Annotated in this window: 17 protein-coding genes; 8 read left to right on the forward strand and 9 right to left on the reverse strand. The window is 68.5% G+C overall.

The window, feature by feature from the left end; all coding sequences use genetic code 11:
• Positions 1–2: 2 nt before the first annotated feature.
• Together BLS55_RS05680 and BLS55_RS05685 are read right to left on the reverse strand one after the other, a co-directional pair.
• Positions 3–260, reverse strand: coding sequence for a hypothetical protein (locus BLS55_RS05680; RefSeq protein ID WP_092153399.1), 258 nt, complete (start codon positions 258–260; stop codon positions 3–5).
• A 240-nt stretch (positions 261–500) separates the two neighbouring features.
• Positions 501–749, reverse strand: coding sequence for a FeoA family protein (locus BLS55_RS05685; protein ID WP_092153400.1), 249 nt, complete (start codon positions 747–749; stop codon positions 501–503).
• A gap of 245 nt (positions 750–994) precedes the next feature.
• Here BLS55_RS05685 and BLS55_RS05690 point away from each other — a divergent pair, with 245 nt between their 5' ends.
• The 6 genes from BLS55_RS05690 to BLS55_RS05715 all read left to right on the forward strand — a co-directional run bounded on the left by BLS55_RS05690 (position 995) and on the right by BLS55_RS05715 (position 9,176).
• Entirely contained in the window at positions 995–1,516 is a 522-nt protein-coding gene (locus BLS55_RS05690; protein WP_092153401.1) for a hypothetical protein, read from the forward strand.
• A 108-nt stretch (positions 1,517–1,624) separates the two neighbouring features.
• A complete protein-coding gene (locus BLS55_RS05695) occupies positions 1,625–3,757 on the forward strand; it encodes an AsmA family protein (RefSeq protein ID WP_092153402.1) in 2,133 nt (710 codons plus the stop codon).
• A 222-nt stretch (positions 3,758–3,979) separates the two neighbouring features.
• The gene (motA, locus tag BLS55_RS05700) at positions 3,980–4,828 is read left to right on the forward strand and encodes a flagellar motor stator protein MotA (RefSeq protein WP_092153403.1); all 849 of its coding nucleotides are present in this window, start codon (positions 3,980–3,982) and stop codon (positions 4,826–4,828) included.
• Between the two features lie 212 nt (positions 4,829–5,040).
• On the forward strand, positions 5,041–5,751 hold the full coding sequence (locus tag BLS55_RS05705; RefSeq protein WP_092153404.1) for an OmpA/MotB family protein: 711 nt from the start codon (positions 5,041–5,043) through the stop codon (positions 5,749–5,751).
• 11 nt (positions 5,752–5,762) lie between these two features.
• Positions 5,763–7,463: a glycosyltransferase family protein gene (locus BLS55_RS05710; protein ID WP_092153405.1), complete on the forward strand. Its 1,701-nt coding sequence runs from the start codon at positions 5,763–5,765 to the stop codon at positions 7,461–7,463.
• 159 nt (positions 7,464–7,622) lie between these two features.
• Entirely contained in the window at positions 7,623–9,176 is a 1,554-nt protein-coding gene (locus tag BLS55_RS05715; protein ID WP_092153406.1) for a lipopolysaccharide biosynthesis protein, read from the forward strand.
• Between the two features lie 58 nt (positions 9,177–9,234).
• Here BLS55_RS05715 and BLS55_RS05720 read toward each other — a convergent pair whose 3' ends face one another.
• The 3 genes from BLS55_RS05720 to BLS55_RS05730 are packed head-to-tail and all read right to left on the reverse strand — an operon-like array spanning position 9,235 to position 10,748.
• Complete coding sequence (locus BLS55_RS05720; protein ID WP_092153407.1) at positions 9,235–9,885, reverse strand: Maf family nucleotide pyrophosphatase; 651 nt, start codon at positions 9,883–9,885, stop codon at positions 9,235–9,237.
• 54 nt (positions 9,886–9,939) lie between these two features.
• On the reverse strand, positions 9,940–10,497 hold the full coding sequence (yfcE, locus tag BLS55_RS05725) for a phosphodiesterase (RefSeq protein ID WP_092153408.1): 558 nt from the start codon (positions 10,495–10,497) through the stop codon (positions 9,940–9,942).
• Positions 10,497–10,748 carry a Trm112 family protein gene (locus BLS55_RS05730; protein ID WP_373886021.1) on the reverse strand — a complete coding sequence of 84 codons (252 nt, stop codon included), beginning with the start codon at positions 10,746–10,748 and terminating at the stop codon, positions 10,497–10,499. Before BLS55_RS05730 ends, yfcE begins: the two co-directional genes overlap by 1 nt.
• A gap of 156 nt (positions 10,749–10,904) precedes the next feature.
• Here BLS55_RS05730 and BLS55_RS05735 point away from each other — a divergent pair, with 156 nt between their 5' ends.
• Positions 10,905–11,780, forward strand: a complete 876-nt coding sequence (locus BLS55_RS05735) for a PHP domain-containing protein (RefSeq protein WP_092153409.1) — start codon at positions 10,905–10,907, stop codon at positions 11,778–11,780.
• 124 nt (positions 11,781–11,904) lie between these two features.
• Here BLS55_RS05735 and BLS55_RS05740 read toward each other — a convergent pair whose 3' ends face one another.
• Positions 11,905–13,719: a KUP/HAK/KT family potassium transporter gene (locus tag BLS55_RS05740; RefSeq protein WP_092153410.1), complete on the reverse strand. Its 1,815-nt coding sequence runs from the start codon at positions 13,717–13,719 to the stop codon at positions 11,905–11,907.
• A gap of 201 nt (positions 13,720–13,920) precedes the next feature.
• Here BLS55_RS05740 and BLS55_RS05745 point away from each other — a divergent pair, with 201 nt between their 5' ends.
• Positions 13,921–14,685, forward strand: a complete 765-nt coding sequence (locus BLS55_RS05745; protein ID WP_092153411.1) for a helix-turn-helix transcriptional regulator — start codon at positions 13,921–13,923, stop codon at positions 14,683–14,685.
• Between the two features lie 104 nt (positions 14,686–14,789).
• Here BLS55_RS05745 and BLS55_RS05750 read toward each other — a convergent pair whose 3' ends face one another.
• Genes BLS55_RS05750 through BLS55_RS05760 form a run of 3 tightly spaced genes read right to left on the reverse strand, consistent with a single transcriptional unit; the run spans position 14,790 to position 19,048 of the window.
• Entirely contained in the window at positions 14,790–16,019 is a 1,230-nt protein-coding gene (locus BLS55_RS05750; RefSeq protein WP_092153412.1) for a glycosyltransferase family 2 protein, read from the reverse strand.
• Positions 16,012–17,766, reverse strand: coding sequence for a cobyrinic acid a,c-diamide synthase CobB (locus BLS55_RS05755; protein WP_092153413.1), 1,755 nt, complete (start codon positions 17,764–17,766; stop codon positions 16,012–16,014). The genes BLS55_RS05750 and BLS55_RS05755 overlap by 8 nt, the downstream gene beginning before the upstream one ends.
• 4 nt (positions 17,767–17,770) lie before the next feature.
• The gene (locus tag BLS55_RS05760) at positions 17,771–19,048 is read right to left on the reverse strand and encodes an IMP cyclohydrolase (protein WP_092153414.1); all 1,278 of its coding nucleotides are present in this window, start codon (positions 19,046–19,048) and stop codon (positions 17,771–17,773) included.
• Positions 19,049–19,129: the final 81 nt, after the last annotated feature.

A 19,129-nucleotide genomic window follows, 5' to 3' on the forward strand; every position in this document is an offset into this window, starting at 1 on the left:
GCCTACGCCTCAGCGGCGTCCTTGGTGGACGCTTTGCGCTTCTCGGAGGCCTGGCGCGCTTCGGCGGTCAGGTCTTCCACGTCTTCTTTCAGCGCCTCCACCTTGCTCATGAGGGCGTCCTTGACGTCGATGCCGCGGCTGATGAGGTCCGTGGCCAGGGGTTTGAAGTTCACCTTGCCGCGCGATACGGCCACAGCGCCCACAGCGCCCACGGCCACGCCGCCCAGAAACCACAATGCATACTTCCAGCCGTTATTCATGATAGAATCTCCTCACTATGGGGCTGCAGCCCGTCCGCGGGGGGAGCCCCAACCGCCCCCGCAAACCGCAAAAAAACACTCCACCCCGCCCCCTTGCGCGGGCCGCTGCAAGAAAAGCCGGGCCGACGCGGACAAAAGCGCAGCAGGCCCGCCGTTCGCGCCGCGCGCCCCAAAGGGAAAGACGCCGCATGAACGGCCTGTCCCGCGGCCGCGCGCCGCAACGCAGACCTGACAATCAGTCTAATTAGCGCTTCCGGAGAGGTCAACCTTGATATAGTCGGCCTCGCTGTTGCGCAGGGAGATGGTAACGCCCGAAAGCCGCAGCGCCACGGGATCCTTGAGGGGCGCGCGACCCACCACGGAAACGGTGGTGCCGGGGATGAGGCCCATGTCGCGGATGCGACGGTTCATTTCGCCCAGGGCTTCCACAGCGGCAATCTTGCCCTGCTGACCCACCTGCATCTGACGCAGATTGACAATCTGGCTCATGTGTGTTCTCACTCTTGATTAATGCCCAAAGCAGCGTTTTGCCCCGCGCCCGCCCCTGCTCCGCGACGCCGCCCGGACGCGGAAATTCCGGCGGCATAACCGCCTGGGGCGTGGTCCGGTTTGCAGCTTGCCCTTATGTCGAACATGTGTCAAGAGAAAAGAAAGTCGATTTCAACACGCTCCGGACGCGACGCCCCGCGGGACGGCACGCCCGCAAAACGGCAGACGCTGCCCAAGGAGACGCTATGGAACTTCCCTACGTAGCCCATGTGATGGAGGGGCGGGCGCGGCTGCGCCATCCTTTTCTGGAGGATGCAACGCGGCGCGCCGCAGCGCAAAAGACCGTCCTGGGCCAGCCCGGCGTGCTGGAAGCCCGGCCGGGGACGGCCTCCCTGCTGCTCATTCTGAGCCCGGAAGCGGATTTCGCCGCCGTGTGCGCGGCCCTGGAGGCGGCCCTGCCCGAGCTGCGCACGCCTCAGGCAGAGGCTGCCGCCAGCCGGCGGGCAGTCAAACGCGCCCGTCGCGCGCCGCAGACCCCCGCGCGGTCCTGCAGCGCGCTGGCTCCGTTCTACGGCAAGGACAACCGCGGAAGAAGCCTCATTTGCGGCATCTCCCAGCGCAAGTTTGAGGTCCGCAGCCTGCTGGGCTGCGCCGCCGTCTGTCTCACCGCAGGCCTGGCCGGCGCAGGTCGGCTGCATGTGCTGGCCGGCGCGGCCTGGAGCGTGCTGGCCGCCCGCCACGTCTGGGTGCGCCGCAAGGCCCTGTAGGCCGCAGTCCCGCCGCCTTGCCTAATCCACGCGCATTCCGTATACTTGAAATGCTGCCGGTAACTGTTCGCGCTTGCGGCGAAAAGACCCGGCTGGCCAGGAGACGGAATGCGTAAGGTGCTTTGGGCCATACTGGCGCTTATCATACTTCTGGCGGCTGCGGGGGCCGCGCTGCTGGGGCGGGTGGACACGGCCTTTGTGGTGCGCCAGATCGCCGCGGCCACAGCCAGGGCCACCGGTCGGCCGCTGGTCTTCGTCAGCGCGCCGCACATTGCCTTTTTTCCGCCTGGGGTCCGCTTCGGCGAGGCCCGCTGGGGGGAGGCGCCCCCGCCCGCCGGGGCCGAAACCGAATCCCCCGCGCCGCAGCCCGCCACCGGCCTCTCGCTGACCGTCAAAGGCGGCATGGCGCAGCTGGAATGGGCTGCCCTGCTGAGGGGCCGGATAGTGGTGCGGGAAGTGCGCCTGGATGCGCCCGTGCTGCGCCTGGGCGCGGCCGCCCTTGCCCCCGGAGACGCCCGCAAAAACGACGGCGCGGCCCCGGATCCTGCGGCCGCGCAGAAGCCCCTTGCCCTGCCCGCCGCCCTGCCGGTGGAGCTGGACCGCCTGGTGCTGCGCCAGGGCAGCGTGCTCTGGACCGACGCCGCCGGACGCACGGCCCGCCTTGAGGATCTCAATGTTTCGCTGGAGCAGCTGCGCAGCGATGCGGAAGCCACCCTGCAATGCGATTTTGCCTTCAGCCTGCCGCAGGGCTTTGCCTTCGCCGCCGCGCCCGCAGCCGCCGCGCCCGACAAGGCCGCACGCCCCGGCCCTGACGGATCCGCCGCGCCCCTGACCGGCACCCTTGCCCTTTCGGCCAAGCTGCGCTACGCGCCGCCGGAGCTGCGCTTCCGGCAGACTTCCGTAACTGTGACGCCCCTGGGCGGCCACCTGCCGGAAAAGGCCGGGCCGCTGCAACTGGCCGCCGAAGGCGCGCTGCGGCTGGACCCGGCCCAGGGCCCGCAGCTGCGGCTGGACAAGGCCCGCCTGACCACGCCCCAGGCCCATGTGGAGGCGCGCGGCACGGCGGGGTTCGCGCCGCTTTCCGCGGCCGTCGATCTGGAATTTGAAGCCGCGCCGCGCCGGCTGGCTGCAATCTGGGGCCGCCCCCTCACGCCCGCCCCGGCGGGCGGCAAGGATGCGCTCGCGGGCGCAGCCCGCGTGGTTTACGCCGCCGACGCCCTGGACATTCCCCGGCTGACGGCGCGGCTGGACGCCGCGGCCCTCACAGGGGCGGCCCGGCTGCGCCTGCACGCGGACGGGCCGCTGGAGCTCAAGGCCGACCTGCACGCGGACGTGCTGGACCTCAACGCCCTGCCCCTGCCCGCCGCAACCGCGCCGGCCGCGCCCGCCCCTGCCGCCGAAGCGGCCGGGAACAACGCGGCTGCCGCGGCCCACGAACGCCGTGCGGCGGCGGACCGCGCCGCGCTGCCCGGCCTGGATCTGCACCTGGCGGCGGATCGCCTGCGCTACGACGGCCTGACGCTGCGCGCCGTGCGCCTGGCCCTCAAAGGGAGCGCCGGACGCTACGCCCTCACCGAGGCCGCCGCCGACCTGGAAACGGGCGGCGCAGTGCGGGCAACGGGCAACGTGGATCTGCCTGGCCGGCGCTGCGCCCTCAAAGGCACGGCCGCAGCGGTGCGCCTGGGGCCTTTGCTCCAGGCCCTGGGTCAGGGCAGCTCGGTGGACGGCCTGGCGGACCTGCGCGCGGACCTGCGGGGCGACTGCGCCTCGGCCGCAGCGCTGAGCAGCAGCCTCACGGGCGAGGGCCTGCTGGAAATCCGCCGCCTGCGCCCCGGCGGGGCCGCTTCCCAGCCCATTCCCGGCCTGGTCGGCAAACGGGCCCTGGTGCCCGAAACCTTTGACCTTGTGCGCGCGCCTTTTACCGTTAAGGAGGGCCTGCTCGTGGCCCGGCCCGTCACCGTTACGGCCAAAGATTTCAACGCCAAGGGCGAAGCCGCGCTGAGCCTGCCGCGTCAGCATCTGGACGCCGGAGCGGAAGTGCGTACCCTGGGCCTTGCCGTGCCTGTCGTGATCAAGGGGCCGCTGCAGCACCTGAGCTACGGGGTGGACCCCCGCTTTGCTCTGGACGTGGCCGGCAAACTCCCCGGCGTACTGCTGGATACGGGCGGCAAGGCGGGCGCGGCAGGCGGCGAGGCCGTCAAGGGCGCAGGCGGCCTGCTGCGGCAGTTACTGGGCAAATAGCCCTTTGTGTGAAGAAAGAATTTTTCTATTGGCTTGCCTTTTGCGTCGTATGGACTAAACATTTTGGGCGGCCTGACGTTAAGAATAGAGACCCCCCGCCTCGGCGGTCCGGCCGGAACATCGCCCCGGCGCGCGCCCCCCGCGCGGGATCCGAACAGCGGCCCCGCCCCTTCCCAGGAAGGGGCAATACCCCTGGCAAGCCCTGAGCCCACAGGCGGCAGTATGTATCTAGTTATTGGTCTGGTCATAGTCGCAATTTCGGTGTTTACCGGCTACACGCTCTCCCACGGCGAGTGGGCCGTGCTGTTTCAGCCCGCCGAATTCATCATTATCCTGGGCTGCGGCCTGGGGGCCTTCTTTGGTTCACAGACCAAGTACACCTTCAGCCTCATCGTCAAAAGCCTCAAACACCTGTTTGCCGACCCCGGCTCCAGCAAAGGGCGCTACCTGGAAACCCTGGCCCTGCTCTATGCCCTGTTTTCCAAAATGCACCGCGAAGGCGTCATCAGCATTGAAAGCGACGTGGAAAAGCCCGAATCCAGCCCCATTTTCAGCAAATATCCCAATATTTCCAAAGACAGCAAGGTCGTCAACTTTATCGGCGATACCCTGCGCGTTTACCTGACCACCGGCGACCCGGCCGATATTGACAGCCTCATGGACGTGGACATCAACACCATGCGCGAAGAAGGCATTCTGCCCGCCCACGCCGTGTCGCATATGGCCGAATCCATGCCCGGCATGGGCATTGTGGCCTGCGTACTGGGCGTAGTGCTGGCTATGGGCAAGATCAACGAACCGCCGGAGATCCTGGGCCACTACATCGCGGCCGCCCTGGTAGGCACCTTTTTCGGCATCCTGTGCTGCTACGGCCTGTTTGGCCCCATGGGCTCCAAGCTGGAAAACTATGTGGCCGAAGAACACTTTTACTACCATTCCGTCAAAGAAGCCGTGGCTGCGGCCATCCGGGGCTCCACGCCGCTCATCGCCGTGGAATACGGGCGCAGGGCCATCCCTTACCCCTTCCGCCCCGCCTTTGCGGAAATGGAAGAGCGGCTCAAAAGCAGCTAGCGCGGCCGACGCCTGCAGCGCACTGCCGTTGCGCGGTCGACGCCGTTGCGCCCTGGCCTGGCAATGGTCAGGCCCTGCGGGCCGGACAAGCCTGACCGCGGGCTCGTCCTGAGGCGCGGCGCGTTCAGGCGCATCCTGACGCGGCGCCGGCCCGCGCATCTTTTCCGTTTCTGGTTGACTGCAGGCTGCGCGCGGCGCAAGGGGGAAAACGTATGGGTGGCGGCGCATGGAAAGTGGCTTACGCCGACTTTGTCACGGCCATGATGGCCTTTTTTCTGCTGCTCTGGGTGCTCAGCATGGTGCCGCCGGACACCAAGGCGGGCCTTGCCGCCTACTTCAGCGGCGACCGCAATTTCGATTCCAGCTCCACCTCGCCCATTTCCAACAATCCCTTTATCCAGAATACGGATAAAATCGATACCCGCGACCTGAAAATCAGCGAAGTGGAAAAATCCCACTACGCCATCGCCCAAAAAATCAAGCAGATGCTCATGGCCGACGCCGTCCCCCAAAGCGCTTCGGGCATCAGCGCCGACGACGTGGGCGTGCAGCTCAGGGTCAATTCCGACGTGCTGTTCAAGCCCGGCAGCGTGGAACTCCTGCCCCAGGGCGACAAGGTGCTCCAGGGCGTACTCCAGCTCATGAACGAATACAACCTGTACCTGGTGGTGCGCGGCCACGCCGACGCCGCTGAAACCCGCCCCCCCTTCGCCTCGGCCTGGGAGCTTTCCGGCGCGCGCGCCGCCGCCATGGTCAACTACCTGGCCACCCACGGCATCAAGCCCACCCGCATGCGCGCCGTGAGCTACGGCGATACCCGCCCCCTGCGCCCCGGCCTGGACGAGCAAAGCCGCGCCGCCAACCGCCGGGTGGAATTTTTCTTCCACCGGCCTGAGGTCATGTCCTACAGCGTCGTGTATTAGGGGAACCGCGCATGCCTTCGGCCAGTCCCGCCTTGGGGCGCGTGCGCCTGCCCGACCACACCGGCGCGCCCATACACCTTTCGTCAAGCCCGCAAGCCTGGGAATGCCGGGGCCAGGGCCAGGCCGTGCTGCTGCTGGGCCTGGGCCCGGACCGCCCCCAGGACCTGCCCTTTGCCCGCGAGGCCTCTACAGTCTTCTGGCTGGAGGCGGCCGCCGTCAAACGCGCCCTGGAGGCCTGCGCTCCGGAGGCGGCCGCCGCGCGCCGCAGCCTGCCTCCCCACTGGCGGGAGGTTTCGCCCCGCGCCGCCGTGGCCCTGGCCCCGCGCTGCCGGTGCTGTTTTTATCTGCCCGGCCTGCGGCTGGCCCCCGACTTCTGGGGCCCCCTGCTGGGGCGCGTGGACGCCGCCCTGGTCGCGGCGACGGCAGAGCCTTTGCTGCTTCCGGCCTGGGCCGCCCGCCAAGCGGGCCTGGCCCCCGGCCCCGCCCGCGCCTTTTCGGACGCTCCCGATCAGGACGGCGAGGGCCTTGGGGCCGTCCTCCTGCCGGGCGCGGACAACCAGCTTCTGCATGCGGAGCTGCGCCAGGCCTGTGCGGCCTGCGGCTACGGGCCGGTGCTTACCCGTCTGCCCCGGCCCGATCCGGAACGGAACGCGCGGGGCACGCGCGCTGCGGACGCCTTTGCGGCGGCCTGGCGCGACCTGCTGCCCGCCCAGAAGCCCGCCATGCTGCTTTCCGTCAACCTGCGCGGGCTGGATCCTGAGGGCAGGGTTTTCCATCTTTGCCGGGCCCTGGGCATTCCGGTGGGCGTCTGGTTTGTGGACAACCCCTGGCATGTGCTCTCCGCCCTGCGCCTGCCCTGGTGGCGCGGGGCGCACCTCTTCGTCACCGACCCCGGCTTCATGCCGGATCTGCGCGCCCAGGGGGCGCAGAGCGTGAGCTATCTGCCCCTGGCCGCAGCCCCGCACATGTGGCGCGGCGCGGACGACGACCTGCCGGAGCTCACGGCCCCGCCGCTCTTTGTGGGGCGTTCGGCCTTCCCCGAAAAAGACCGCTTTTTTGCCGCCGCACGCCTGCCGCAGGCCGCCGGGGAAGAGGCCGCCGCACTTTTGCAGCAGAGCCGCGGCCCAACCGATGCGCCGCACTTTTTCTGGTGGCAGCGCAGCCTGGGGCTGCGCGCGCCCTGGCCCGGCAACGACGTGCGCCGCGCGGGCCTCGGCGCGGAGCGCTGCTCTCTGGCCAACCGGGCCCACTGGCTCAAGGCCGCCGGAGCCGAAGGGGGCGGTCTGCGCGTGGTGGGCGACGGCGGCTGGCGCGCCCTGCTGCCGGAAGCTGAAATCCTGCCGCCCGTGGACTACTACACACAGCTGTCCGGGCTCTACGCCGCGGCTGCGGCCGTGCTCAACGTCACCAGCCTGCTCCTGCCCCACAGCCTGAGCCAGCGGCATTTTGACGTCTGGGCCGCCGGCGGCCTGCTGCTCAGCGACGCTACCCAAGGACTGGATCTTTTCCCCCGCGAACTGACGGAACCCATTGCCCTGCGCGGGCCGGAAGACTTCCCCCGCCGCCTGGCGGAGCTGCGCGCCCGGCCGCAAGAGGCCCGCGATCTGCGCCTGGCCTGGCGGCGGCACCTGCGCGCCCGCCACAGCTATACGCAGCGCGTCCGGCGCATCGCCGAAGTCCTGGGCGCGCCCCTCCCCCCGCCGCAGCCCTAGGGCAGATTAACGTCGAGAATATGCATCCTCAAAGTTTACGGCACGCTCGTTTCAGCGCTTAACAGCGCCGCAAAGCTGCACTTGCGCCTTTGCGGCGGGCATCTGCCTGCGCGCCGTCTGGTCCTTGTGGCCCGCCGGGAAGTGCGTTAATTTCCGGCCATGCAAAGCGCCACCCCCACCCTGGCCCGCCGTTACGTCTTCAAGCTGCTGGCCAATGTCGCTTCCGTGCCCGTCTATCTGGCCATGGAGGCCATCCTGCCGCGCGCGCTGGGGCCGCGCATGTACGGCAACTACAGCTTTGCCACCAATCTCTTCCAGCAGCTTTCCGGCTTTCTGGATATGGGCACCTCCACCTGCTTCTACAACGCCCTTTCCCGGCGGCAGGAGGAATGCGGCCTCATCGCCTTTTATCTGCGGGTGGGTCTGCTGGTGCTGGGCGTCAGCGCCCTGGCCGCCCTTTGCCTGCAGATTCCGGCCGTGGGCGGCCTGCTCATGCCCGACGTGCCCCTCTGGCTGGCCCCACTGGCCGCCCTTTGGGCCTTCCTCACCTGGTGGGGGCGCGTGCTGCGCTCCATGAACGACGCCGTGGGGATCACGGTTTCCTCGGAGCTCGCCCGCACCGTGCTCTCCCTGCTGGCCGTGGGCCTGCTGGGCCTGCTGTTCTGGGCGGATCAGCTGAACATCTACAGCCTCTTTGCCCAGCAATACCTCATGCTGGGGGCCACGGCCCTGGCCTACTGGCTGGTGACCCGCGCCTATTGGCGCAGCCGGGATCAGGTTCTGCGCCTGACCCTGACCCCGGAGCAGACCCGCGCCTACGGGCGGGAATTTTTCGCCTACAGTCACCCCCTGTTCATCCAGGCCCTGCTCTCTTTTTTGCTGCTCTCGGCAGAGCGCTGGCTGCTGCAGTGGTTTGACGGCAGCGTGCAGCAAGGCTTTTTCGCCCTTTCCCAGAAAGTGAGCATGGCCTGCTTTCTCTTTGTCTCGGCCATGACGCCCCTGATCATGCGCGAGCTCTCCATAGCCTGGGGCCACGGCGACCGCGCGGCCATGGGCCGCCTGCTGGACCGCTTTGCCCCGCTGCTCTATGTGGTGGCCGCCTATTTTTCCTGCTTTACCCTGGCGGAAGGCGCGGCCCTGGTGCGCTTTTTCGGCGGGGCGGAGTTCGCCGCCGCCACCCTGCCCGTGCAGATCATGGCCCTTTACCCCCTGCACCAGGCCTACGGACAACTGGCGGGCTCCGTCTTCCACGCCACGGGCCGCACCCGCGTGCTGCGCAACATAGCCGCCCTGGAATGCGTCTACGGCTTCAGCACGGCCTGGTTCCTGCTGGCCCCGCCGGATCTCTGGGGCTGCAACCTGGGGGCTGTGGGCCTGGCCATAAAAACCGTGGCCGTACAGATCATCACGGTCAACCTCTATCTCTGGCTGGCATCGCGCTTCATCCCCCTGCACTTCTGGCGCAACCTGGCCCATCAGGTCTGGAGCTTGGCCGTGTTGCTGGCCCTGGCCTTCGCCTGCCGGGAGGGCACCCTGCACTTGGCCCCCGCCCTGGGCCTGGGCGGCGTGGATTCCATCCCCCGCTTCATCCTTTCCGGCGCGGTCTACACCCTTTGCCTGGGGCTGCTCTGCCTGGGGGTGCCCGCAGTGCTGGGCCTTACCCGGCAGGACGTGCGGGAATTGCGGGCACGCTTCCGCGCCCGGGGGCTGTAAGCCCTGATTTTGATGAGGATTGCGCCCGCGGCGCGGCAGAAAAACTCTTGGGAAGACCTCAGAGGCCGGCGTCGCCAACGGGCGTCATCCAGCCCGCGGCCAGCAGCTCGCGCGCCAGCGGGGCCAGCGGCAGCCCCACCACCGTGCTCCAGGAGCCTTCCACCCGCTCCGCCAAAAAAGCGCCCTGGCCCTGAATGGCGTAGGCCCCGGCCTTGTCGTCGGGTTCGCCCGTGCGCACATAGGCCCGCAGCACGGCTTCAGGCCAACGCCCGAAGCGCACCCGGCTTACGTCGCTGAACACCCGCGCCGCGCCGCGCGGCGGCGCAAGGCATACGGCGCTGACCACCGCGTGTTCCCGCCCGTTGAGACGCCGCAGCATCTCCAGGGCGTGGGCCCGGTCGCGGGGCTTGCCCAGGATTTCGTCCCCCAGGGCCACCACCGTATCCGCAGCCAGCACCAGACTGCAGGCGCGCTCCGCCGCAGCCAGCCCGGCGGCCACATCCGACGCTTTGGCCGTTGCGGCCCGTTGGGTATAGGCTTCAGGCGGCTCGCCGGGCCAGGGCCGGGGCTCTGCGCCCAAGGGGCGGGCCAGCGTGAAAGACAGGCCCCACTCTTCCAGAAACTGCCGCCGCCGGGGCGAAGCCGAAGCCAGCACCAGGCGGCAGCCGGGCCGCAACGCAAAAAGCGGCGCCAAGACGGGGGCGCTCATAGGGGGCAGCGCCGCCGTGGAGCGGACAAGGCGGAACGGCCAGCCATGCGGGGCTCAGGCCTGCGGCGCGTGGCGCAGCACTTCCGCGCCTTGCGTGTCCAGAACGCGGAAAACGCCGGCCTCATAGAGCCCGTAGCTGGGCGGGAAACCGCCCTTGGGCAGGGAAAGGGAGCCGGGGTTCCAGAAGTGCAGGCCCCCCAGAGTCTCGCCGCGCGGCACATGGGTATGCCCCCGCAGCAGCACCGTGCCGGGGGCAAAGCCGGGGCACGGGGGCCGCTCCGGCAGACGGTGCCCGTGGCTGGCAAAAATGCGCAGACCGTCCGCGTCGATCCAGGCGTTTTCCGCCACGGGAAAGGGCAGCAGGCCCAGGTCCACCTCGGCGTCGCAATTGCCGCGCACGGCCATGACCGGGCAGGGCAGGCCCGTCAGATCTGGCATGGCGCGCAGCACCTGGGGCGTGTCATAGCCCTGGGGCAGCGGGTTGCGCGGCCCGTGGTAGACCAGGTCGCCCAGCAGCACCAGCAGATCCGGCTGCAGCGCGCGGGCCCGCTCCAGCAAAAAACGCAGGCCGTGCAGGGAGCCGTGCAAATCGGAGGCAATGAGCAGCCGCATCAGCCGCGCTCCACGGCCTGTGGGTGCGCCGCGTCCCAGGCGGCGCGATCCTTGGCTTCTTCGTCCAGCATAATGGGGATCTCGTCCCGCACAGGATAGACCACCTTGCAGGCCGGGCAGGCAAAGCCCACCGTCTGTCCGCCCTCTTCCAGGGCCTTGAGGCCGCCCAGACAGCGGGGGCAGGCCAGAATACGCAGCAATTCTCCGGTTTCCAGGGGCATGGGTTCCTCCAGATGGCAAAAGGCAAGCATAGTCCCTTGCCGTCGGGAGTTCAAGACTTGCCCGCTTGCACCGCTGTGCGGTATACTGGTATCTTCGCAGTGCCCGGCAGCCCGGACGCGCCGAGCAAAACGCAACGGCAACGGAACCTTGAAGTCCAGAACGCCTTGCCGTCAGGACACCACCCCATGCGACGCATAGACCTCCACACCCACACCACCGCCTCAGACGGCACCGACGCCCCCGCCGAACTCATGCGCAACGCGGCCAAGGCCGGGCTGGCGGCCGTGGCCGTAACCGACCACGACACCCTTTCCGGCCTGGACGAAGCCGCCGCCGCAGGGCGGGAAACGGGCGTCATGCTGGTGCGCGGCTGCGAAATCTCCACGGGCACGGAGCTGGGCGAACTGCACATCCTGGGCCTCTGGCTGCCGCAAAAAACAGAACCGCTGCAGGAAAAGCTGACCTGGCTGCGCAGCAAGCGGGACGAGCGCAACGCAGGCATTGTGGCCAAACTCCAGGCCCTGGGGCTGGAGGTTGACATGGACGAGGTGCGGGCCGAAGCCAGGGGCGAAAGCGTGGGCCGCCCGCACATCGCCGCCGTGCTGGTGCGCAAAGGCTATGTGCGCGACCCGGGCGAGGCCTTCCGTGCTTACCTGGGCTGCAAGGGCAAGGCCTATCTGCCCAAAACCGTGCTGGAACCCGAAGACGGCGTGGGCCTTCTCTCCCGCGTGGGGGCCACCGTAAGTCTGGCCCATCCCCTGCTCTGGAAAGCCCCGGAAGGCTGGCTGGGGAAAATGCTCGGCCGCCTCAAAGACTGCGGCCTGGACGCCATAGAGGCCTACCACAGCGAACATTCCCAGGAGGACGTGCGCACCTGCCTCGCCCTGGCCAAACGCTTCAACCTCGGCGTCAGCGGCGGCTCCGACTACCACGGGGCCAACAAACCCGCCATCAGCCTGGGCAAGGGCTACGGCGGCCTGTTTGTGGGCTGGAACGTCCTCCAGGATCTGCTGGCCCGCCGCCGCGCCGCCGGGCTCCCCTGCCCGCAGGAAGCCGCGTAGCGCTGCGCGCGGCATGTGCTTTTCAGGCGGGGGAAGCGCGCAGGCCGTACCCTGGGCAGGCGCTTTTTCATAATCAATTGTCGTGTGCTGCGGCAGCCGTTCCCTGGGCGTTGTGGGCGGCCCCTTACAGGGTCACCCGGCTCACCACCCCATGCACGGCGTGGGTGGGCAGCTTGTAGAACTGCACAAAGGAAGGCGCCAGGCGCTTGATCAGGGCGTAAGCCCTGGCCAGGGGCCGATTGGTGATGATGTCCTCCACCCCGTAGAAAATGGCCCTGGGCCGGATGCCCGCCGCCGCCAGGATGGCGGCGATATCCACTACCTCCATATAGCCCGCGCTGACCTCAAAGACGCTCAGCCCCGGCGCAGGGCCTGCCGTAAGCCGCCACTCCAGCCCCAGGGGCTCAAAAGTGCGCGTCACGCTCAGCATAATGCTGCGCTCGTACATAATGCCGTTCATGAAGATGGTCTTCACAATATAGGGCGAGATGGCCTCCAGGCTGCGCAAAAAGAAAATAGCCGTGCCCCGGATGGGGCGGTTTTTGCGCCGCAGGGCCGTAAAGGCGGCCAGGAAGACCCCTTGCCGCATGGGGCGCATGCGCGCGTACACGGCCCGTTGCCCCCAGGTGTAGACCAGAATGAGCGAGAGCGGAGCCGCGGCAAGCACCACGGACCAGTAGCCCCCGTGCGGCAGCTTGTAAAAGTTGGCCAGCAGATAGACAACATCCAGCGCGCAGATGCCCAGGGCCAGGGCGCAGCGGCCCGGCTGCCTGCGCAGGCGGAAAATCCAGACCATGAACACGGCCGTGATGGTCATGCTGCCCGTGACGGCCAGGCCGTAAGCGGCAGCCAGCCGGTGCGACTCCCCAAAGCCGCAGATGACCAGAACCACAGCCAGGCAGAGCGCCCAGTTCACCGTGTTGATGTAGATCTGGGAATGCATCTCCGGCGAGGTGTAGTCCACCTTGAACAGGGGCATGATGTGGGTGGCCATGCTCTGGTACATGATGGAAAAAAGCCCGCTGATGAGCGACTGGGAGGCAATGACCGTGGCCAGCAGGCAGAGCGCCAGAAAGGGAATGTAGAGCAGGGGCGTCTGGCTGTGGATCAGGGCAAAGAGCACGTTGTCCGTCTGCGGATTGCGGATGAGAAAGGCGGTCTGGCCCATATAATTCAGCACCAGCGCGCAGAAGACCACTCCCCAGGCCGCCAGAATGGGCCGCCGGCCCATGTGCCCCATATCCGCATACAGGGCCTCGCCGCCCGTGGCGCAGAGGATGACCTCCGAAAGGACAAAAAAGCCCGTGAGCCCGTTGTGCAGGATAAAGTCCAGCCCGTACCAGGGGTTCAGGGCCTTGAGCACCTGCGGGGCCTGCGTCAGGGCCGCCAGGCCGGAGACGGCCAGCACCGCAAACCACAGGGCCATGACCGGCCCGAACACCGCCGCCAGCGCGCCGCTGCCCCGCCGCTGTAAAGAGAACAGCGCCACGGCCACGGCCACGGCCAGGCCCGCCAGCACGGCCCTGGGTGCAGCCGCCAGCCCGGGGATGAGCGTAAGCCCCTCCACGGCCGAAAGAATGCTGATGGCCGGGGTGATGACGCCGTCGCCCATAAGCAGAGAAATGCCCACATAGGCCAGCAGCGTGGCCGCGCGCGCGGAGCGGCCCGAACGCAGCAGGGGCCGCAGCAGCGAGAGCAGCACAATGGTGCCGCCTTCGCCCCCCTTGCTCAGGCTCATGGCCAGCCAGGCGTACTCCACGGTGACGAGCAGGAGCAGTGTCCAGACAATCAGGGAAAGGATGCCCAAAAAATGGGCCTCAGTGCGCCCGGTAAGCATAAAGACCACGGCCAGCGTGTAGATGGGGCTGGTGCCGATGTCGCCGAACACCAGGCCCATGGATTTGATCACGTTGGCCGGGGTGATCCTGGGTTGTTCCATAGCGTCTCCTTGACGCAGCCGCCGCAACCACGCCCGGCGGGGGCGTCAGTGTGGCACCATAGGGCAGGCCCGCCCGGCTGGCAAGCCGTCCGCCGTGCGGCGGTCCACAAGCCTTGCGGGGCCCTGCGCAACGGGGTAGGCAAAATCGTTTTATTGGTATATGGTAACAAAAAACTTTGTTCCTTTTGCACGGGAGGCCCCATGCCCGCACCCAATGCCCCCCAACCCCCACCGGCCCCGCCCGACCGCACGCCAACGTCCCCCCGCGTCCCGCAGCGGGCCGCCCGCAGCCAGGGAGAAAACGCCGCCATTTTTGCCAACGCCGTCCGCCTGGCGAGCATGATGGTCCGCACCCTGGGCCCCTTCTGCGAGGTGGCCGTACACGACTTCAGCGATATGGACCACTCCCTTATCCACATTGAGGGTTCCCTCACAGGGCGGCGCGTGGGCGCGCCCGTCGCCGGCCTCCTGACCAAAGCCCTGCGCCGGAGCGGCCACGAGGTGGAAGACGCCATTGCTTTTTCCTCCACCACGCCTGCGGGCCTGACGCTCAAATCCTCCGTCTGCTTTCTGCGCAACCGGCGGGGCGAAGTGGTGGGCGCTGTCTGCCTGCACTTCGACCTTACGGACCTGGAACGCTTTCAGGGCGTGCTGCACGGCCTGCTGCGCTTTGAAAACGCTTCGGACAAAGAGCCGACCAACCTCTTCCCCGCCTGCACCAGCGATGCCAGCTATTCCATCATTGAGACGGCCATCCGCAAGGCCGGCAAACACCCCGCCGCCATGAACCGGCAGGAGAAAAAACAGTTTGTGCGGATGATGGACGAAGAAGGCGCATTCCAGATCAAAGGCATGGTGCAGCACCTGGCAAAAGCCATGCGCATTTCCATCTATACCGTCTACAACTATATGCGGCAGATCAAGGAAGAAGGGCAACGCCAGGAGCAGCCCGAAACGACGGAATAAAACCGCCGTCGTGCAGTCCGGCGTTCGGGGCAGGGGCAACGAAGGCCGGGGGAAACGGGGCCGCGCTGTCGGCTTTGCCGACGAACGCCGCCGCGCGGTGGGGATCAGGCCGTCCGCAGCCAGCGGGCGCAAAGCCCGGCCAGCAGGTCGTCTCCCGCCTCAATGGCCCGGCGGCGCGCCTGGCGCAGCCGCGCGCGCTCCACTTCCGTCAGGGCGTGGGCCTGAGGCAGGCTGGCCACTATCTCCATCACTTCGCGCAGACATTGGGGATCGCCCAGCGCGCGCGCCAGGCGCAACAGCAGGGCCCCCACTTCCGGGTGCGGGAAAAACCGGCCGCAGCGCAGGGCCGCGGCAAAAGCCTCCTCCGCCCGGCCCAAATCCGCCAGGCGGCGCGCCAGCCGCAGCCAGCCCTCGCGCCACAGGGGCTCTTTCTCCAGCAGGCGGACGCAGGCCTCCGGGCTCATGCCCGCCTCCCGCCATGCGCGGGCGCAGGCCTCCTGCCGCTCCGGCTCCGGCTCCAGCCAGAGGGCCAGCCCAGGCCCGAGGCAAAGCCGGTAACCGTCCAGGGCGGCCAGAAGGTGCCAGTCCGGCCGCAAGGCCGCGCCGCAGCGGCGGGCAAAGAGCTCCCCGTTAGCCTGGTCGTGGTCAAAGCGCCCCGGCGTGCGGCTGGTGTGGTGCAGCACAACGCTTTGGGCCGCCACCCGCAGTTTGCGGCCCCGCGCCCGCAGGGCGCAGCAGAGGTCCAGATCTTCAAAGCCGTTGCGATAACCCGTAAAAAAACCGCCGCAATCCTGAAAATCCGCCGCGCGCAGCAAAAGAGCCGCGCCCGTGAGGGCCTGCAGCGGATGCGGCCGCGCCACGGCCGGGTGCCCGGCGGGAAAATGCTCGTACAGATGCCCCACCGTGTGGAACGGCGTGATAAAAATGCCGCAGTGCTGCACCGTGCGGTCGGGGTAGAGCAGCAGCGGCCCCACGGCCCCCACGCGGGGCGATTCCAGGGCCGCGCGCAGGGGCGGCAGCCAGCCGGGGGTTACCGTGGCGTCGTTGTTCAAAAAAAACAGCAGCGGCCCTGCTGCGGCCGCAGCCCCGGCGTTGCACCCCCTGGCGAAGCCCTGATTTTCCGCCAGCCGCACAGGCCGGAAGGCCGCACCAAAGAGGGCCCGGCCCAGGGGTTCCAGCTCCGTTGCCGTGGCGTCGGTGGAGCCGTTGTCCACCACCACCGCTTCCAGATTTTCCCCTTGGGAATGAGCGGCCAGGGAACGCAGGCAGGCGGCGGTCAGCTCCCACAGATTCCAGGCCGGAATAATAACGGAAACGCGCGGCGCGTCAGGCATGGGCTTTCTCCTTGCCGCCCGCGCCGGGTTCTTCACCTTGCGCGCCGCCGCGGGCAAAGGCGCGGGCCGCATCCGCGAAGTTGGCCGCCCAGCAGGGCACAGCCGGGGCAAAAATATGCGTGTAGGACGCCCAGACCCTGTCCCGCGTCAGGCCGTCCAGCCCCGGACCGCCGGCCTGCGCCCGGCCCATGCCCACGCCCTTATTCAGCCGCAGGGCAAAGGCCGGCGGCGCGCCCTGCCAGCGGCAGCGGGAATAGTGGAACTCGTGCCCGCGCAGGGCCAGACCCACGGGGAAAAACGGATTGGCCGCCGTCACCTCGCCGCACACATAGCCAAGGCCCTGGGGCCGGGGCAAAAACTGCGCACGCACGGCAAAGACCCCGGCCAGAGGCCAGAGCCGGTCTTCCCGCTCAATACCCTGCGAAAGCAACATAAAGCCGCCGCACTCGGCATAGATGGGCAGGCCCGCGTCCGCCAGGCGGCGCAGATCCGCCAGGTGGGGCGAGCGGCTGAGCTCCGGCGCGCAGTCCTCAGGAAAGCCGCCCCCCAGGTACAGGCCGTCCAGCGCGGGCCAGGGGGCCGCGTCCAGCGCGGAAAGGCGGATAAGCCGCGCCCCGGCCCGTTCCAGAGCTTCCAGATTCTCCCGGTAATAAAACCACAGGGCCGCGTCCCGCACATAGCCGATGCGCGGGGCCGCCCCTTCGGCCTGGCCGAAGGCAGCGGCGCGCGCAGCTCCAGGGCGGGACGCCGCAGGGACGCCGGGCGGAACGGGGCGAAACTGCGCCGCCGTCGCGGCTGGCGCGGCAGCAGCGGAAGCGGCATCCGAGGCGAGGGGGGCGGGGCCCCCCCCTTGGGCAGGCGCGGCGGCTGGACCAGGGACGGCGGCTGAAGCGGGATCGGCTTCTTCTGCGCTGGGGTCAGCGTCAGCGGTGGAACCGACAGCAGGGATAGCCGTTGCCGTGGGGGGCCAGAAGGCCGCCGCCGCAAGGGGCGGCGCACTGCGGGCTATATCCAGCACGGCAGGCAGATCCAGATGCTCCCGCGCCAGGGCCGCCAGGCGCTCCAGGGCGGCTTCGGCCTGCGGCCCCAGGGCGTCGCCGTGGGCGGCCAGGCCCATGTGCCGTTCGGGCAGGGGGTTGGCCGCCAGGCGGGGCAGCGCCCCCAGCACGGGCAGGTCCGTATAGGTTTCCAGGGCGCTGCGCAGCAGGTTTTCGTGCCGGGCGGAGCCCACCCGGTTGAGCACCACGCCGGCCAAAGGCACCCCCGGTTCAAAAGCCAGAACCCCGCGCACCACGGCCGCCGCCGTGCGGGTCATCTTGGTGCAGTCCAGGCTGAGCAGCACGGGGCAGGCCAGCTCCCGCGCCAGGGCCGCCGTGGAGCAGGAGCCCGCCACGTCCAGACCGTCAAAAAGGCCGCGGTTGCCCTCCACCAGCCCCAGCACAGGGGCCGCCGGCCGGGGCGCTGCGGTCGGCTCCGCGTCCCCGGCCGCCCACAGGGTGTGGACGAACAGGGCGCGCAGCCGCTCCGGCGACAGAAAGTAGGGATCCAGATTGGTGCAGGGCCGCCCGGCAGCCAGGGAGAGCCAGGCGGCGTCGATATAGTCCGGCCCTTTTTTGAAGGGCTGAACCGCAAGCCCCTGCCGCCGCAAAGCCCCGGCCAGGCCAAGGGCCAGCAGGGTTTTACCGCCGCCGCCGGCCAGGGCGGCGACGCAGAGCCGGGGCAGGCTGCAGGGAGCGGACGCGCCCATGGCCCTAGTGCTTGAAGGAGCGCTGGCCCGTGAAGACCATGGCCACCTGAGGCCGGGCCTCATTGCAGGCCATGACGACCTCGGCGTCGCGCAGGGAGCCGCCGGGCTGGGCAATGGCCCGCACGCCCTGAGCCACGGCCGCGTCCACCCCGTCGCGGAAGGGGAAGAAGCCGTCCGACACCAGCACGGAGCCCGTCAGCCCGCCGCGGGCCTCTTCGGTGCGGCGTTCAATGTCCTCCAAGGCGCGGGCCGCGTCCGCAGCAACGGCGGCCTTTTGCTTGAGCTCGTAAAGGGACAGGCCCTGTTCGCGAAAGGCCAGCATGTCCGCATACTTGGTACGCGCTTTGTGGGCCGCCAGTTCCACGCAGCCCACCCGGTCCTGCTCGCCGGTGCCGATGGCCAGGGTGGCCCCGTCGCGGGCGAAAATGACGGAATTGGAGGTCACGCCCGCTTCCACGGCCCAGGCAAAGCGCAGATCGTCCAGCTCCGCCTTGTCGGGCGCGCGGGCGGTAACGGTCAGCCCGTCCCTGGTGGAGGCCGTGGCAGGCAAAAAGTCCGCGTCCGTGAGGATGCGGTTCACAAAAGACTTCTGGACGATGATGCCGCCGTCGGCCAGGCTCTTGATGTCCAGGAAGGCCGAGCGGGTCAGCTCCTCCAGCCGTCCCAGGCCGGGCAGCTCCATGATGCGCAGGTTTTTGCGGCCCTTGAGAATCTCCACCACGCCCTCTTCAAAAGCCGGGGCGGCCACCACTTCAAAATAATTGGCGGCCACCATGGCGGCGGCCTCGCGGGTAAAGGGGCGGTTCACCACCACGGCCCCGCCGAAGGCGGCGATGCGGTCGCACCAGAAGGCTTTGTCCAGGGCGGCGGCCACGCCCTCGCGGCTCCAGGCCGCGCCGCAGGGATTGTTGTGCTTGAGGATCAGGGCGGCGGGGCGGTCCGTAAGGTACTGCAGAATATTGGCCCCGTTGTCCACGTCCGTGAGGTTGGTCTTGCCCGGATGCTTGCCGGCCTGGATCATCTGCCCCTCGGTCAGGGCAGAAACAATGCCGTTGCCCGGCCCGCGCCAGCTGAGCCCCCCGCAGGTCAGGGAGCCCTCCGCCAGGGCGTAGAGCGCGGCGGGCTGGTCCGGATTTTCGCCGTAGCGCAGGCCTTTTTCCTCATTGTCGAGCGTCCAGGTGCGCTTGTGGTAGACGAGTTTTTCGTCCCCCAGCAGGATGGTCAGGGTATCGGGAAAAGCGTCCTTGTGGACGGTGCTGTACATGGATTTGAGGTCCGCCATAAGTGCCTCCGGAATTGGCTGGTAAGAAAAACCGGGCATACCATAAACCGGGCCGGACGGCCAGCCCCACAGGCCAGCCGC

The organism is Desulfovibrio legallii (assembly GCF_900102485.1).
GTDB classification, from domain to species: Bacteria; Desulfobacterota; Desulfovibrionia; order Desulfovibrionales; family Desulfovibrionaceae; genus Desulfovibrio; species Desulfovibrio legallii_A.

What these genes read in the sequence shown, in the direction of transcription:
- BLS55_RS05750 (WP_092153412.1), bottom strand. Translation starts at nt 16,019, where the DNA reads ATGCCTGACGCGCCGCGCGTTTCCGTTATTATTCCGGCCTGGAATCTG.
- BLS55_RS05720 (WP_092153407.1), bottom strand. Translation starts at nt 9,885, where the DNA reads ATGAGCGCCCCCGTCTTGGCGCCGCTTTTTGCGTTGCGGCCCGGCTGC.
- BLS55_RS05735 (WP_092153409.1), top strand. Translation starts at nt 10,905, where the DNA reads ATGCGACGCATAGACCTCCACACCCACACCACCGCCTCAGACGGCACC.
- BLS55_RS05755 (WP_092153413.1), bottom strand. Translation starts at nt 17,766, where the DNA reads ATGGGCGCGTCCGCTCCCTGCAGCCTGCCCCGGCTCTGCGTCGCCGCC.
- BLS55_RS05760 (WP_092153414.1), bottom strand. Translation starts at nt 19,048, where the DNA reads ATGGCGGACCTCAAATCCATGTACAGCACCGTCCACAAGGACGCTTTT.
- yfcE (WP_092153408.1), bottom strand. Translation starts at nt 10,497, where the DNA reads ATGCGGCTGCTCATTGCCTCCGATTTGCACGGCTCCCTGCACGGCCTG.
- BLS55_RS05715 (WP_092153406.1), top strand. Translation starts at nt 7,623, where the DNA reads ATGCAAAGCGCCACCCCCACCCTGGCCCGCCGTTACGTCTTCAAGCTG.
- BLS55_RS05685 (WP_092153400.1), bottom strand. Translation starts at nt 749, where the DNA reads ATGAGCCAGATTGTCAATCTGCGTCAGATGCAGGTGGGTCAGCAGGGC.
- BLS55_RS05730 (WP_373886021.1), bottom strand. Translation starts at nt 10,748, where the DNA reads ATGCTTGCCTTTTGCCATCTGGAGGAACCCATGCCCCTGGAAACCGGA.
- BLS55_RS05680 (WP_092153399.1), bottom strand. Translation starts at nt 260, where the DNA reads ATGAATAACGGCTGGAAGTATGCATTGTGGTTTCTGGGCGGCGTGGCC.
- BLS55_RS05710 (WP_092153405.1), top strand. Translation starts at nt 5,763, where the DNA reads ATGCCTTCGGCCAGTCCCGCCTTGGGGCGCGTGCGCCTGCCCGACCAC.
- BLS55_RS05695 (WP_092153402.1), top strand. Translation starts at nt 1,625, where the DNA reads ATGCGTAAGGTGCTTTGGGCCATACTGGCGCTTATCATACTTCTGGCG.
- motA (WP_092153403.1), top strand. Translation starts at nt 3,980, where the DNA reads ATGTATCTAGTTATTGGTCTGGTCATAGTCGCAATTTCGGTGTTTACC.
- BLS55_RS05705 (WP_092153404.1), top strand. Translation starts at nt 5,041, where the DNA reads ATGGGTGGCGGCGCATGGAAAGTGGCTTACGCCGACTTTGTCACGGCC.
- BLS55_RS05740 (WP_092153410.1), bottom strand. Translation starts at nt 13,719, where the DNA reads ATGGAACAACCCAGGATCACCCCGGCCAACGTGATCAAATCCATGGGC.
- BLS55_RS05690 (WP_092153401.1), top strand. Translation starts at nt 995, where the DNA reads ATGGAACTTCCCTACGTAGCCCATGTGATGGAGGGGCGGGCGCGGCTG.
- BLS55_RS05745 (WP_092153411.1), top strand. Translation starts at nt 13,921, where the DNA reads ATGCCCGCACCCAATGCCCCCCAACCCCCACCGGCCCCGCCCGACCGC.